This window comes from Allobosea sp. RIT-PG3_2 (assembly GCF_057321085.1).
The window spans coordinates 427,640-442,029 of the sequence record NZ_JBXWCA010000001.1 but is presented as its reverse complement, the minus strand read 5'-3'; the positions used below and the strand labels follow the sequence as shown (position 1 = coordinate 442,029).

12 protein-coding genes and 1 pseudogene are annotated in these 14,390 nt (G+C 65.3%); 7 read left to right on the top strand and 6 right to left on the bottom strand.

The features are described from left to right. Positions 1-306 precede the first annotated feature (306 nt). On the bottom strand, positions 307-1,371 hold the full coding sequence (locus tag AC2FAN_RS01920) for an aminotransferase-like domain-containing protein (protein WP_485173042.1): 1,065 nt from the start codon (positions 1,369-1,371) through the stop codon (positions 307-309). Between the two features lie 198 nt (positions 1,372-1,569). After that, a pseudogene (locus AC2FAN_RS01915) lies at positions 1,570-1,725 on the bottom strand (hypothetical protein); the annotation flags it as partial. A gap of 156 nt (positions 1,726-1,881) precedes the next feature. On the opposite strand from AC2FAN_RS01915, the gene AC2FAN_RS01910 reads away from it, so the two are divergent. The 6 genes from AC2FAN_RS01910 (at position 1,882) to AC2FAN_RS01885 (ending at position 8,955) form a co-directional block, all read left to right on the top strand. After that, positions 1,882-3,204: a hydroxymethylglutaryl-CoA reductase, degradative gene (locus tag AC2FAN_RS01910; protein WP_485172515.1), complete on the top strand. Its 1,323-nt coding sequence runs from the start codon at positions 1,882-1,884 to the stop codon at positions 3,202-3,204. Between the two features lie 154 nt (positions 3,205-3,358). Then, entirely contained in the window at positions 3,359-4,561 is a 1,203-nt protein-coding gene (locus AC2FAN_RS01905) for an ABC transporter substrate-binding protein (protein ID WP_485172514.1), read from the top strand. 117 nt (positions 4,562-4,678) lie between these two features. Further along, positions 4,679-5,596: a branched-chain amino acid ABC transporter permease gene (locus tag AC2FAN_RS01900; RefSeq protein WP_485172513.1), complete on the top strand. Its 918-nt coding sequence runs from the start codon at positions 4,679-4,681 to the stop codon at positions 5,594-5,596. Continuing rightward, entirely contained in the window at positions 5,596-7,389 is a 1,794-nt protein-coding gene (locus AC2FAN_RS01895) for a branched-chain amino acid ABC transporter ATP-binding protein/permease (RefSeq protein ID WP_485172512.1), read from the top strand. Before AC2FAN_RS01900 ends, AC2FAN_RS01895 begins: the two co-directional genes overlap by 1 nt. Before the next feature lie 2 nt (positions 7,390-7,391). Continuing rightward, positions 7,392-8,096 carry an ABC transporter ATP-binding protein gene (locus tag AC2FAN_RS01890; protein WP_265054813.1) on the top strand — a complete coding sequence of 235 codons (705 nt, stop codon included), beginning with the start codon at positions 7,392-7,394 and terminating at the stop codon, positions 8,094-8,096. Position 8,097: 1 nt separating this feature from the next. Beyond that, entirely contained in the window at positions 8,098-8,955 is an 858-nt protein-coding gene (locus AC2FAN_RS01885; RefSeq protein WP_265053124.1) for a hydroxymethylglutaryl-CoA lyase, read from the top strand. 144 nt (positions 8,956-9,099) lie between these two features. Here the strand turns inward: AC2FAN_RS01885 and AC2FAN_RS01880 are convergent, their stop codons facing one another. The 4 genes from AC2FAN_RS01880 to AC2FAN_RS01865 form a co-directional block, all read right to left on the bottom strand. Continuing rightward, entirely contained in the window at positions 9,100-10,818 is a 1,719-nt protein-coding gene (locus AC2FAN_RS01880) for a dihydroxyacetone kinase family protein (protein WP_485172511.1), read from the bottom strand. Positions 10,819-11,004: 186 nt separating this feature from the next. Further along, a complete protein-coding gene (locus tag AC2FAN_RS01875) occupies positions 11,005-11,715 on the bottom strand; it encodes a DUF1028 domain-containing protein (RefSeq protein ID WP_485172510.1) in 711 nt (236 codons plus the stop codon). Positions 11,716-11,735: 20 nt separating this feature from the next. After that, complete coding sequence (locus AC2FAN_RS01870) at positions 11,736-12,437, bottom strand: DUF1028 domain-containing protein (RefSeq protein WP_485172509.1); 702 nt, start codon at positions 12,435-12,437, stop codon at positions 11,736-11,738. Next, positions 12,434-12,892, bottom strand: a complete 459-nt coding sequence (locus tag AC2FAN_RS01865) for a hypothetical protein (protein ID WP_265053128.1) — start codon at positions 12,890-12,892, stop codon at positions 12,434-12,436. Before AC2FAN_RS01865 ends, AC2FAN_RS01870 begins: the two co-directional genes overlap by 4 nt. Before the next feature lie 337 nt (positions 12,893-13,229). On the opposite strand from AC2FAN_RS01865, the gene AC2FAN_RS01860 reads away from it, so the two are divergent. Continuing rightward, entirely contained in the window at positions 13,230-14,360 is a 1,131-nt protein-coding gene (locus tag AC2FAN_RS01860) for an ABC transporter substrate-binding protein (RefSeq protein WP_485172508.1), read from the top strand. Positions 14,361-14,390: the final 30 nt, after the last annotated feature.

The window sequence follows — 14,390 nt, the reverse complement described above, 5'->3', positions numbered from 1 at the left end:
GGAAAATGCCTTGGGGACTGCCGGCAATATCGAAACATCCTGATAATTGAGTACAATCGACTGGTCGGACGCCCGTTTGTGCGCAAACGGTCAGGTCGATTCTACCATTTGGGTTTGCCGGGTCGGGATTTGCTCGCCGTCTCGCGGAGACGCATGGCTCACCGTTGCTGGTCACGATCTCCCAGATTGCAACGGCCCGTTCATCGAAGGGATTAAGTGGCCGGCGGGACTTCGATCTCCGACAGCAGCCCGGCTCTTGCCTCTGAAGCCACACAGCCGAGTGGAAACGTCTCGGGGCCGGCTGATCTAAGCAAGCTTGGCGAAACTGGCCATTTCCGACTGAAGGAAGCTGACAAAGGCCGGGTCGTCCGCATAGGCGACGTTGACCCGCATGCCGTTCAACCCACCGTCCAGTTCCAGCTGACGCCTGTCAGGAAGGAAGACTGTGCCGGGCGCGATGAAGATCCCTTGCTCCGAGGCGCGGCGCGCGAGCGCGAGGTCGTCCAGCCCCGATGGCAATGCGACCCAAAGATAATAGCCGCCTACCTGGCGCGCAAAAACGGGCAGACCGAGTTGCTCGAGATTGCCGAGCGCGCGCGCCGTGGCCTTGCCGATGCGTTCGCGCAGGCGCTTCAGATGGTGGCGATACTGGCCGCTGGCGATCAGATCGCTGACCAGGCGCTCCAGATAGCCGGAGCTGTTCACAACGGTAAGCATCTTCATGTCACCCAGTGAACGGGTGAGTGCCGGGCTTGCCGCCACGTAGCCGATACGTTGGCTGGCCGAGAGCGTTTTTGAGAATGTCCCGACATAGATCACGCGTTCGAGCTGATCGAGCGCGGCGAGCCGCGGCGCGCTGACCGGCAAGACGTCGGAGAAGGGGTCGTCCTCGACGATCGTCAGATCGTGGTGAGCCGCAATCTGAAGCAGACGGTGGGCGACCGGCAGAGTGAGCGAGCCGCCGGTCGGGTTATGCGCCAACGACTGCGTGAAGAAGACCTTGGGCCGATACCGCGCGATCTGAGCTGCCAGATCGTCGAGATCCGGGCCGTCCGCCCGGCGCCGGACGCCCGCCATCTCGATGCGCGCGAGCTTCAGCTTGCCGAAGAGCGGATAGTAGCCGGGGCTGTCGACAAGGACTGTATCGCCGGGCTGCAGGAGATGGCGGATGATCAGGTCGAGGGCGTGGTTGGCGCCGAAAGTCATCAAGATCTGCGCTGGCGAGACATGGATCGAGCGCTCCGCCAGCATCAGTCCGATCTGGGCGCGCAGCGGTGGATAACCCGTTGGGTCGCCGTAGCCGTGCTCTGCCGGCGGATCGCCCTTGCCGGTGCGCATGCGCAGATGGCGGCCGAGTTCGGAATCCTCCATCCAGGACGCTGGCGGGCGTCCGTCTCCGACGCGGACGGGATGGACCTGGCAAAGCTGCTCGCGCAACAGCGAAACGATGTCGATCGCCTCGGTCATATGCGGCGGAGCGACGTCGTTGGGGCGCTGGCCTGGCGCCCGAACGAAAAAGCCGGAGCCGCGCCGCGCCTCGAGCCGCCCCTGCGCGACCAGCCGGTCATAGACCTCGACCATGGTGTTCTTCGAGACGCCGTATTCTTCCGCCGCTGCCCGCAACGATCCCATGCGCTTGCCCGGCTGAAGCAGGCCTTGTTCGATCGCACGGACGATGCGCGCAACGATGCCTTCGGTTCGGTTGACCTCGGCCTGCTTATCCATCGCCCCTCGCGGTCGTACCAGCAAACTGACTGGTACAGAGAATGGGTTTGTCAGCAAATTGTCCCTTGTTCCTGTCCCGCCTTTGCTTGAGCCTGTCAATCAACAAGTCGGGCGATAAGCCGACAGAAGGCCCGGGCTGCGGGTGGAGGAAACACCATGACGACGGCAGAAGCGCGCGATGGCGTCGCGCGCCCAGTGAACTCGCGTATCGAAAACTACCGTAGCCTCTCCTGTGCCGCGCGGCTGGACACGGCGGTGGCCGCTGCCGGCCTCGGTCCGGAGGACGTAGCCCTGCTGGCTCAGCCCGGCGGGCTGCCTCTCAATCTCGCCAACGGCATGATCGAGAATGTCGTCGGCACGTTCGAGCTGCCGCTCGGCGTCGCGACGAACTTTACCGTCAACGGCAGGGACTATCTGATCCCGATGGCGGTGGAGGAGCCTTCCGTCGTCGCCGCCGCCTCCTATATGGCGCGGATCGCGCGCGGCTCGGGCGGCTTCCGGACGTCGAGCGACCGCCCGATCATGCGGGCGCAGGTCCAGCTTCTCGGCATCGGCGATCCGGAGGGCGCGCGGCACAAGCTCATCGCCGCGCGCGACGAGATCGTCGCCGCCGCCAATGCCAAGGACAAGGTTCTGGTCTCGCTCGGCGGTGGCTGTCGCGACATCGAGGTCCATGTCTTCCCGCAAACGCCGCGCGGACCGATCGTGGTGATGCACCTGCTGGTCGATGTACGCGATGCGATGGGCGCCAATACGGTCAACACCATGGCCGAGACGGTGGCGCCGATCGTCGAGCGCGTCACCGGCGGAACGGTTCGCCTGCGCATCCTGTCGAACCTCGCCGATCTCAGATTGGCACGTGCCACCGTCACCGTTCCGGAGGCAGCGCTGGCGACAAAGGACTTCTCTGGCCGGCGGATGATCGAGGGCATGCTCGACGCCTACGTCTTCGCGGCGATAGACCCCTACCGCGCCACCACCCACAACAAGGGCATCATGAACGGCATCGACCCGGTCGTGGTCGCGACCGGCAATGACTGGCGCGCGATCGAGGCCGGCGCCCATGCCTATGCAGCACGCAGCGGCCGCTATACCTCGCTGACGACATGGGAGGAGGATCGCGACGGCAATCTCGTCGGCTCGATCGAGATGCCGATGGCGCTCGGTCTGGTCGGCGGCGCCACCAAGACGCATCCGCTGGCGCAATGGTCGCTGCGCCTGCTCGGGGTCAAGACGGCACAGGAGCTGGCCGAGGTCACGGTCGCGGTCGGGCTCGCCCAGAACATGGCGGCGCTCAGGGCGCTGGCGACGGAAGGCATCCAGCGCGGCCATATGGCCTTGCATGCCCGGAACATCGCCATCGTCGCCGGGGCCGAGGGCGCGGAGATCGACGCGGTCGCCGCTGAGCTCGCCCGCAACCACGATGTCCGCGTCGACCGGGCCCGCGAGCTGCTCGCCGAACGGCGGCGCGGGGGCTGAAGCATGCTCGCCATGTCAGGAAGCGGCTTTTCCAATCGCGGGCTTGCCCCGGATAACGACGCGGCTTCGAGCCAGGACCACACCATCTAGACGCCGCGATACCATCCATCACCACAGAACCGCGCAAAGCGGACGAACCACCGGAGGAACGTGCATGAACACCCTGATTTCCCGTCGCGCGCTTGGCGCATTGCTGGTCTCGACCGGCATGACACTGGCGCTGCCGGCCTTCGCCCAGAACGAGATCAAGATCGGCTACAATGCCGACCAGTCGGCCACCGGCGCCGCCGAGCTCGGTCTGGCTGGCCTTTACGGCTTCCAGGCCGCGATCGAGGATTTGAACGCGCAGGGCGGCGTGCTCGGCCGCAAGATCGTCGGCGTGGTGCGCGACGATGCTGGCGCGCCGCCCAAGTCGATCCAGAACATGAACGAGCTGATCGACAACGAGAAGGTCGCTGCCGTCGTCGGCCCGACCAATTCCGGCAACGCCCTGGCCTGGCTGCACATCCCGCAGCAGAAGAAGGTGCCGGTGATATCGCATGTCGCGACGGCGACCGACATCACCGCCCGCTACGCCAAGGAAGCGCAGAACTACATCTTCCGCGTCTCGATGGTCGACCGGGAGCAGCTCGCCCTGCTCACCGCCTATGCGGTCAAGGCTTCCCAGACGAAGAAGATCGCGATCATCGCGGACACCACCGGATACGGCCAGGCCGCGACGAAGGACCTGCAGGAGATCCTGGCGCTGCACGGCATCACGCCGGTCGGCATCGAAAAGTTCGGCCCCAAAGACACCGACATGACCTCGCAGCTCGCCAAGCTGAAGGCCGCCGGTGCCGATATGGTGCTCTCCGGTTCGTTGGGAGATGCCACGGCGCAAGTGCTCAAGAGCATGGAAAAGATGGACTACTATCCCGGCCTGCTCTCGACCTGGAGCTCGATCAACACGCCGCTCGTCAACATCGCGGGGCAGAAGCTCTCCGAGAAGACGATCTTCGCCGCCTCGACGACCGAGGACGCGAACGAGCGCGCCGTCGCGCTGAACAAGCGCCTCATCGCCAAGTATCCCAACATGCCTGCCTTCGTTTCGGCCGCTCAAGGGTATGACGCGGTGATGCTGATCGCCGCCGCCGTCAAGCAGGCGGATGGCACCGATGGTCCGAAGCTTCAGCAGGCGCTGGAGAACCTTGGCAAGGTCCAGGGCATCATCAAGCTCTACGACAAGCCCTTCAGCAAGGAGCAGCACGAGGCGCTGGGCGTTGCCGACTTCCATCTGGCGCAGTGGAAGAACGGGCGTGTGGTCAAGGTCGACGACGCCGTCGTGAAGGGGCTGACGGCGGCCGATCTGAAGCGTTAAGCGGCAGGTGAAGAAGCGAACCGGTCGTCCCGGCCGAAGCGTTGCACAAAGCCGGGACGAGGGCGTGATGTCAGATCGCAAGGTTCGGTGCCGGCACAGCCGGCTCGCGGAGAGACCATGACAGCTTTTCTTCAGGCTCTGGCCAGCGGTCTGGCGCTAGGCGCGATCTACGGGCTGATCGCGCTCGGTTTCAACATCACCTATGCCACGACCAAGACCTTCAATTTCGGCCAGGGCGCCTTCCTCGTGCCGGGCAGTCTGGTCGGCGTCTCGCTCCTGCTGCTGGCTGCCGGTAAGCCGCATTTCGGCAATCTCTCGCAGCAGGAGATGACGCTCACGGCCTATGGGCTGGCGACGGTGGCGAGCGTCGTCGTGGTCGGCGCGATCGGCGTCGCGCTGTACTACTGCGCGATCAAGCCCTTCGTCGGGGCAGGGGGGCTGAACTGGGTTCTGAGCACGATAGGCTTCGGCATCATCATGCAGAACACCGCACTGGCGATCTGGGGCCCGGCTTCGATCGCCGTGCCGTCGCCGCTCGGTAGCGAGGTCTGGCGCATCGCCGGCGCCGGTATCCGGCCGCAGGAGGTCCTGATCGCGGTCGTCGCGGTCGCGGTGATGATCGGGCTCGACATCGTCCTGCGCAAGACGCGCTTCGGCAAGGCGCTCAGGGCCGTCGCCTTCAACCCGCAGGCGGCTGCGATCGTCGGCATCAACGTCGAAACCATCGTTATCCTCGCCTTCGTCATTTCGTCGGGCCTGGCGGGGCTCGCCGGCATCCTCATCGCGCCGATCACAACGGCTTCCGTCTTCATCGGACTCGGCATCGCGCTCAAGGCGTTCTCTGCCGCGATCGTCGGCGGGCTGACCAGCCCGCGCGGCTGCATGCTGGGCGGCTTCCTGCTCGGCGTGGTCGAGGCGCTGGTCGGGCTCTGGCGTGCCGAGATGCGCGAGATCACCATCTTCCTGCTGATCATCATCGTGCTGGTCGTCCGGCCCGGCGGGCTGATGGGCGCGCGCAGCGTGGAGAAGATCTGATGCCCGCGCTCGGCCATGCCATCGGGGTGGGGGCGCTGGCGGCGGCGCTCGCGCTGGTGCCTTATCTTTCCCTCAACGACTTCCACCTGCAGATCCTGTTCACCATCGGGGTGAACTATCTCGCAGCCGCCGGGCTGAACGTGCTCGTCGGTTATGCCGGCCAGAAATCGTTGGGCCATGCCGGCCTTTTCGCAGTCGGCGCCTATACGGCGGCGATCGCCAATATCGAATGGGGGATCAATCCCTGGCTCTCGCTGGTGCTGGCCTGCGGTTTCGGCGCGATTTTCGGCCTCGTCATCGCCATGCCGTCGGTGCGCGTCTCGGGGCCGAGCCTCGCCATGGTGACGATCGGCTTCGGCATCGTGGTCGAGAAGGTCGTCACGGAGTGGACCGACATCTTCAAGGGCCAGGCCGGTTTCTACGGCATCAACGCCCCCTCGCTCGGCGGTACCAGCTTCACCAACCTGCACTGGGTCTGGTTCGTCGGCGCGCTCTGCATCGCGACCCATCTGATGCTGCGCTCGCTGCTCGCCGGCCGTTATGGCCGCGCCTTCCTCGCGGTGCAGATGGCGGAGCCGGCGGCGCAGTCGGTCGGCATCTCGGTGGTGCGCGCCAAGACGCTGGCCTTCGTCATCTCGGCCGTGACCTGCGCGCTCGCCGGCGCCGTGGTCGCGCAGCAGAACCAGTATTTCAACTCCGACTTCATCACCTTCAACCTGTCGATCTTCCTGCTGGTGGTGGTGATCTTCGGCGGCTCGGGCTCGCTCTACGGCCCGCTCTTCGGCGCGGTGATCCTGACTTTGCTCGACGCCTGGCTGGCGCGCTGGCCGGCATTGCAGCACTTCACTTACGGCGCCCTGCTGTTGTTCTCGCTCTATCTGATGCCGAACGGCATCGCCGGCGCGGTTTCGGGCCTTGCGAAGCGTTGGGGCAGGCGTGACCGGAGCCTGCCCGGCGTCGCCGGCCACAGCGCTCTGGCCGCGGCGCCGGCGGCGTTGGCGGGCGGTGAAATCCTGGTCGTGAAAGACCTCTACAAGGCCTATGGCGGCATCGTGCCGGTTCGCAACGTCTCCTTCGCGATCGGTGCCGGCAAGGTGCATGCGCTGATCGGCCCGAACGGCGCCGGCAAGACGACCCTGCTCAACCTGCTCTCCGGCCATGTCGTGCCCGATGGCGGCTCGATCAGGTTCCAGGGGCACGAAACGGTCGGCCTGCCGGCGCATCGCGTCGCTGCGCTCGGCATCGCCCGAACCTTCCAGAACCTGAAGCTGTTCGGCGATCTCTCGGCCCTCGACAACGTCCTGCTCGGTGCGCATCTGCACATCGAGACCGGCTTTGCCGCCTCGCTGCTCGGCCTGCCATCGAGCCGTCATGTCGAGGCCAAGGCGCGCGCCGACGCGCTGGCGCTCCTCGGCGACCTCGGCCTCGGCGAGCGCGCTCACGAGCCCGCCAAAAGCCTGCCCTATGGCCTGCAGCGTCGGCTCGAAATCGCCCGCGCTCTCGCCTCGCGGCCGAAGCTTTTGCTGCTCGACGAGCCCGCGGCCGGGCTCAATCCGCAGGAGACGCATGAACTCGGCGAGGTCATCCGCCGCATCCAGCAGGCCGGCGTCACCGTGTTGCTGATCGAGCATCACATGGATCTGGTCATGGGCATCTCGCAGCATGTGCTGGTGCTCGATTACGGCGCATTGATCGCCGAAGGGCGCCCGGAGGTGATCCGGAAGGATCCAAAGGTCGTCACCGCCTATCTTGGCGCCGAGGACGACGCTGCCGTGACCGGAGACGCCGCATGACCATGCTCGCGATCGAGGGGCTCAAGGTCCGCTATGGCGCGGTCGAGGCACTGAAAGGCATCTCTCTGTCCGTCGGGCAGGGCGAAGTCGTCACGCTGATCGGCGGCAATGGCGCAGGCAAGTCGACGCTGATGCGGGCTGTCGGCGGGCTGGTGAAGGTCGCCGGCGGCGCGATCCGCTTCGAGGGGCGCGACATCGCCGGCATCAAGGGGCACGAATGCGTGCGTCTCGGCATCGGCCATTCGCCGGAGGGGCGCATGGTCTTCGGCGACCAGAGCGTACGCGACAATCTCGTGCTGGGTGCCTATGCCCGTCGGGACGACGATGGCATCGCCGCCGATATCGAGCGCTATTTCGGCATCTTCCCGCGGCTGGCCGAGCGGCGGGACCAACTTGCCGGTACGCTGTCGGGCGGCGAGCAGCAGATGCTGGCGATCGCGCGCGCCCTGATGAGCCGGCCCAAGCTGCTCCTGCTTGATGAACCCTCGCTCGGCCTGGCACCTTTGATCGTGCGCGAGGTCTTTGCCGTGATCCGCCGGCTGCGCGAGGAGGGAGTGACGATCCTGCTGGTCGAGCAGATGGCCAATCAGGCGCTTGCCGTAGCCGACCGGGCCTATGTCATCGAGACCGGCACGATCACGCTCGAAGGCACCGGCGCAGAGCTGCTTCGCGACGAGCGCGTCCGCTCGGCCTATCTCGGCGCCTGAGATGGCAGATCGTGAGGTTGTCATCGTCGAGGTCGGTCCGCGCGACGGGCTGCAGAACGAGAAGGTCCCGATCGCCACCGCCGACAAGCTCGCCCTGATCGGCAAGCTGGCCAGCGTCGGCCTCGCCAGGATAGAGGCGACTGCCTTCGTCTCGCCGCGCTGGGTGCCGCAGATGGCGGACCATGACGCCGTGATGCGCTGCCTGTTCCCGCGGCCGGGCGTGACATATTCTGCGCTGGTGCCCAATGAACGCGGAGCGGAAGCGGCGCTCGCAGCCGGTGCGCAGGCACTGGCGGTATTCACGGCCGCCTCCGAGAGCTTCTCTCAGAAGAACACGAACTGCAGCATCGCGGAGGGCATCTCCCGCTTCGAGCCGGTGCTGGCGCTTGCTCGAAGTGCAGGCGTGCCGGTACGCGGCTACGTCTCTTGCGCGCTTGATTGCCCTTACGAGGGTGAGATCGCGCCTTCAGCAGTCGCCGAAGTCACGGCGCGACTCCTCGCCATCGGCTGCTCGGAGATCGCGCTCTCGGACACGATCGGGCGAGGCACTCCGGACCGTACTGCGCAGATGATAGAAGCGGCCCTGCGCGTTGCCGCCGCCACGAAATTGGCCGGTCATTTCCACGACACCTCCGGGCGCGCGCTCGGCAACGTCGAGGCGGCCTGGCGGCTCGGTCTGCGCGTTTTCGACGGCGCCATCGGGGGCACGGGCGGATGCCCTTATGCGCCGGGAGCGGCCGGCAATCTGGCCACGGAGCGGCTCGCGGCTCACTTCGCAGCGAAGGGTATCGAAACCGGCATCGACCTCGTCGCATTGCGTAGCGCGGCCGCGTGGATCGGCACTCTCCTGCGATCGTGACGTATCGAAAAGGCGGCGCTGTCGATCCGGCTTATCGCAACTCGGTGAAGTCCTTTGTCCGGCTGTACGGCCCAGTGGCGGATTGTTAAGTCAGCGCACATTCATGCTTGCAGCAATCGGCGGCATCGGCGAGCGCAGTCGGCTTCAGGGCGCCAACAACAGCCCGCGCGAACGATGGCCAATCGCGTCGAGCCAGGTCGAAACCGCGGCGGCTCCGCCATCTGGTGAACCCAGTGCACGTTCTCCAAGATAGCTCGCTCGCCCCAGGCGTGGCTGCATCGCTGCCGTAGCCTCTGCGCCAGCCGCTGCAGCATCCGCTGCCAGCCGCCACGCCTCGGCCGGAGGCAGCTTCCGACGAGCCGCGTCGGCCAGGGCGTCTGCCGCCGGCAGAAGAGAATCGAGCATCGTCCTGTCACCGGCGCGTGCGCCTCCAAGCTCGGAAACGGCTTCGGCGCCCCTGGCAAAGGCATCGGCCCAGTCTGCGAGACTGGTGCTCGGCCCCTCGGCGAGACGGCGTGCCGCTCGCAAAAGGCCTACCGCGTAGAACGGTCCCGAACTGCCGCCAATCGCGCGTCGCAACTCATTGGCCAGAAGGAAGAGCACGCTTGCAGCACTGGCGGAACTGTCGGAGGCACAGCAGGTACGGATCGCGGCTGCGGCGCGACACATGCTGACTCCGAGGTCTCCATCGCCCCCCTTCCTGTCCAACTCGGTCAGGCGTGGCTCGGCCGCTTCCAGTGCTTCCGCACAGGCGAGCGCGGCCGCTCGGGCCACAGCACCAAGGCTGTCGGCCGAAGTCACCACATCCTTCACAACGTCCGGCTTCGCCGCAGGAATTGTGGCCGTGGTCCGCGGTATGATCCCGGGCCCCGGCCAGCTTGAAGCCTGAGTAGCCCAATCCAGGAGTTCGAGCCGTTCGTCGTCGACAGCGATGACGGAAATCGAGAAGCCCGGCATCTCGAGCGCGCTCAACAGGGTACCGGCCCAGGCGCGTTCGACCACCAGGCCTCGCTCGCGCAGGTAGGCGAGGGCACGCCGCGCGATAATGGACAGCTCCATCTGCGTGGTGCCACCCAGATTATTGATGAGCAGAGCGACGCGTGCGGCATCACCGTAGCCGCCATCCTTGAGGACGAGATCCAACATCCGGTCCGTGATGGCATCTGCGGAATCGACTTTCTGCCGCACCATGCCGGGTTCGCCGTGTATGCCCAGGCCGAATTCGATTTCGTCGTCACCCAGTTCGAAGCTCGGGACACCGACCGCCGGAATCGTGCAGGCACCGAGTGCCACACCCATGGTCCTAGCGGAGTCGGCCGCAGCCCGCGCTGCTGCGGCGACCTCGTTTAGGGATTGCCCCTGTTTGGCCAGCGCTCCCGCAATCTTGTGGATCAGGACCGTGCCCGCGATTCCCCGGCTTCGTTCCTTTAGCACCCGCTCACGGAGGGCGACGTCGTCCGCCACGACCACGATCTCGGTAGGGATGCCGCCTGCTCGTGCGATTTCCGCAGCCAGGCCGAAGTTGAGCCTGTCGCCGGTGTAGTTCTTGACGATCAGGACCGCTCCCGACGGCCCCGCGACCGCATCGATGGCGGCAAGCACCGCGTCGACGGAGGGCGAGGTGAATACGTCCCCCACGACGGCGGCGTGCAACATGCCCGCGCCGACATAGCCTGCATGGGCTGGTTCGTGCCCAGCACCACCCCCGGAAATCACCGCAACACCGCGCCGGGCCGGTTCGGGGAGATCGCTGCGGATGACGACGTCGTGTTCCGCCAGCAGGGCCAGTTCAGGATGGAGCGCGACGACGCCCTCGAGCATTTCCCTGACGACCTGACGCGGGTCATTGATGAGCTTCTTCACGTCATGCTCCCTCAAGGCCCGCTCGGATCTCACTTCGTATGGCTTGGCCAACTATCACAATTGCGGCTCGCAGCGATGGGGCTGCTCGGCCATGGAATTTCAGCCTGTGCAGGCCCTCGGATTCATCGGTGCCGATCGATCGCTCTCCGAGACTCGACACAAGCCGATCGCCCAGCGGTCGGACGCTCACGGCCTCCGGCTGTCGAGATCCAGGAATTGCGCATAGGAGATATCGGGATGATCCAGCCAATAGTCCGCATAGTACGGCACGAGCGGTTCATAGGCGTCGAAGATGCGGCGCAGGTCGCGTACCGCATCTCCTCCCTCGGCCGGCAATGGGTTCGCCATGTCGACCCGCAGATCGATCAAGGGCCTCTCCACGTCCGGAGCGCAGGCGATGAGTCCGGCGGATTTGTGACCGATCGGCTCTCCGCCCGCGGCGGCGCCTGCCTCGATCGCCCGCACCAACCTCTCGAAGAACGGTATGGCTTCGTTCGCGACGAACGCATCGTGGATGGCGTCCACGACTTGGGGGCCGGCGAGTCCGTTGCCCATTGCGACAAAGCCCTCGCCGACACGGTGGCCGGTATGTGCGGCCCCGTTTACGGGACTATGAGCAGCCGCACAGCCATCGGCGGTAACAATGCCGATCTGGCGGTAGTCGAAGAAGCGATCCTTGTGCCGCAAGGCGACGAGGATCTCATCGGGGCTCCACCCCTTGGCGGCGAGTTCGAGGCCGGTCAGGCCATGCCGCCAATCGGAATGGCACTGCGACGAGATTGCCGCGACGCCGCCACGTACATGCGGGCAGCGGGAAGCCACCGCGAGTGGGCTGGTCGCAAGGCAGACGCCAAGCAATTCGGTTTCAGGGCAGCGGGCGACAATCGTGAACGTCATGGGCGATCTCCCAGCTTGGGTCAGAAGGCGCGAGGTGCCACCGAGCGGGCGGCGTAAGTGTCGACCAATGGCAGATACTCGCCGTAGAGACGGCGCAGATCGGCAAGAGCATCACCGCCGTCTTCGATCGACCGGCTCGGCAGGTCGATGCGCAGGTCGATCTGGCTTTCTGCACCAGGCGAGCGGACGAGAAGCGAGGCGGAGTTGATCGGAAAGCTGTCGCCCAGCAGCCGCCTGGCGCTCTCCAGGCCGGTCAACAGGCGATCGGCCATCAGCGTTCCGGATGGCGTGCCGGCGAAGCCTTCTGCCACGGCGTCCAGCGCCGCCGCGCCCAGCGCAAGGCCATTGCCGAGGCAGAGCAGGTCATCGCCGATCCGATGCCCCGCCCAGCCGGTTGCCTCGCTGCCCGTATGCGCGCCGATCTGTCCGTCGGCGGTCAGAATCCCGATTTGACGATATTCGAGCCAGCGGTCGTGCTGACGCAGCGCTTCCAGAACCTCCGCGGCGGTCAATCCGCAACGCACCAGATCCAGCGCCAGCGGCCCGACCTTGAGATTGGTGAAGCCTTGGCTCGCGATGGCGGCTTGCTCCGTTTCCAGGTGGGGGCAGCGCGAACCGATCGCTATCGAGCTCGAGGCGAGTGCGATGCCGAGTGTGCGGTCGCGCGGGTCCCGCGCGAGCACGCTCAGCATCGTGCCCCTGTGAGTCAGATCGATGTTCATGCGGCGTCGTCGATCTGCTGGGAACGGGCTTCATCCACGAAGCTCTCGATCGCGCTTTCGGCAAGGCGGCGGATGAGGGTCTCGAGCCGCGCCTGCGCGGCGGGGTCGCCCAGGTCCGGAAGCGCGATGCTCAAGGAACGATCCGCTTGCGCGTAAACTTCTGCGGCGCGTTCGGGATGCGCTTCGACATAGGCCTCCAGAAAGATGCGCTCCTCTTCTGGCGTCAGCTCCGCGAGCTTAACAATCGCTCGGACTTGTCCCCCCGGGATCGCGAGATCGTAGGCTGGGCTGGTGATCTGCGTCACGAAGCTGCGCGTGTGGCCGAGTGACTCGGCAATCGCCTGGCGCGCGCCGGTGCCTCGGCGCTTCAGGAACGCCTGCAAAAGTAACTTGTAGCGTCGGACGGGCATGCGCTCGTCGAACAGTTCGAAATCTCGGGCCGTAGAGGCGGGCATTTTCTTAGGTCTCGTCATGGCGCAACCAAACGCCATTCTCCGCTGACGATCAAGAGGAATGTTTAGTAAGTCGGGGCTTGGTGCTCGAATTCTAGAAAGCGCGAGCGCCCGAAATTTAGGCCTTTAACGTTCAGTTTAACGGCATCTTCCATCTCGTTCTGCGGTCTGCTGTCGGTGATAAAATCTGAATTAAAGTCGATTTTACAATATGTTGAAGTGGTATTCCCATCGCTGTCGATGGGGCGGTCGCCGGGCGTCTATATTTTTCGCTTGCGATCCAATTAGTTTAGTCAATAAACTTTCAGTCGATGGTTCTCATCGCCCTGGGAGGGGTCACATGAAGGGTTCTGCATTTTTGATCGGCGCGACCGTTGCGCTTGCGCTGACAGGATCGGCGCATGTCGCGGCGAAAGCCGCCGAGCCGATCGTCATCGGATTGTTCGGTCCGATGTCCGGCGAGCGCTCGGCATTGGGGGTGCGCTTCAAGGAGGCGGCGACGATGTTCGCCGATGAGCTGAACGGGGCAGGCGGAATCGGAGGGCGTCCGATCGAGGTTCGCGTCGAGGACAGCCGGGGTAACCCGCGCGAGGCGGCGACGCTGGCCCAGAAGTTTGCGCAGGATGCGGCGGTGCTCGCAGTGGTCGGTGGGCAGACCTCGACGGAATCGATGGCGGCCGGCCCTATTCTCGCGGAAGCCAAGCTCGCCCAGGTGGCGCCGACGGCCGGTCATCCGGACTATGTAAAGATCAGCCCCTACCAGTTCCGCACGACGCCCACACACGCTTCCATGGTGCAGCCCCATGCCGACATGCTGCTCAAGAAGCTCGGCATGAAGAAGATCGCGATCGTCTACTTCAAGGACGATTGGGGTATGGTGACCAACACCATGATGAGCAAGCGCCTCAAGGAATTGGGCGCCGAGGTCGTGCTGTCCGAGGCGATGATCCCGGAGACCCGCGATTTCCGCCCGCTGATCACCAAGATCAGGGCCGCGGCTCCCGATGGCATCTTCCTTGTGAGCCACTATGCGGAATCGGCTTTGTTCATGCAGCAGTTGCGCCAGGCCGAGCCGAACCTCAAGGTTGCCGGCACGGATACCCTCAACGACCCCAAGTTCATCGAACTGGCCGGCGGTGCCGCCGAGGGCGTCGTGATGCCTACCCTGTTCCTGGCTTCGGCGCCGGAAGCGGTGAAATTCACGAAGGTCTATGAGGCGAAGTTCGGGAAGGAGCCGAATTATTACTCGGCTTTCACCTGGGATGCGATGCTGATCGTTACCAGCGCGATGAAGGAGCTGGCCGCCGCGGGCAAGCCGCTTACCCGCCAGGCCGTGCGCGACCAGATCGCCGCCGCGGCGCCGATCCAGGGCGTCAGCGGCAGCCTGAAATACGAAGGCTCCGGCGACCTTGGCGAGCGGCAGATCAACTACATCGTGGTGAAGGGCAAGGGTTACGAACCCTTCAACTGACCGTCTGTTGGCGCCGGCTTCAGAGAGGAT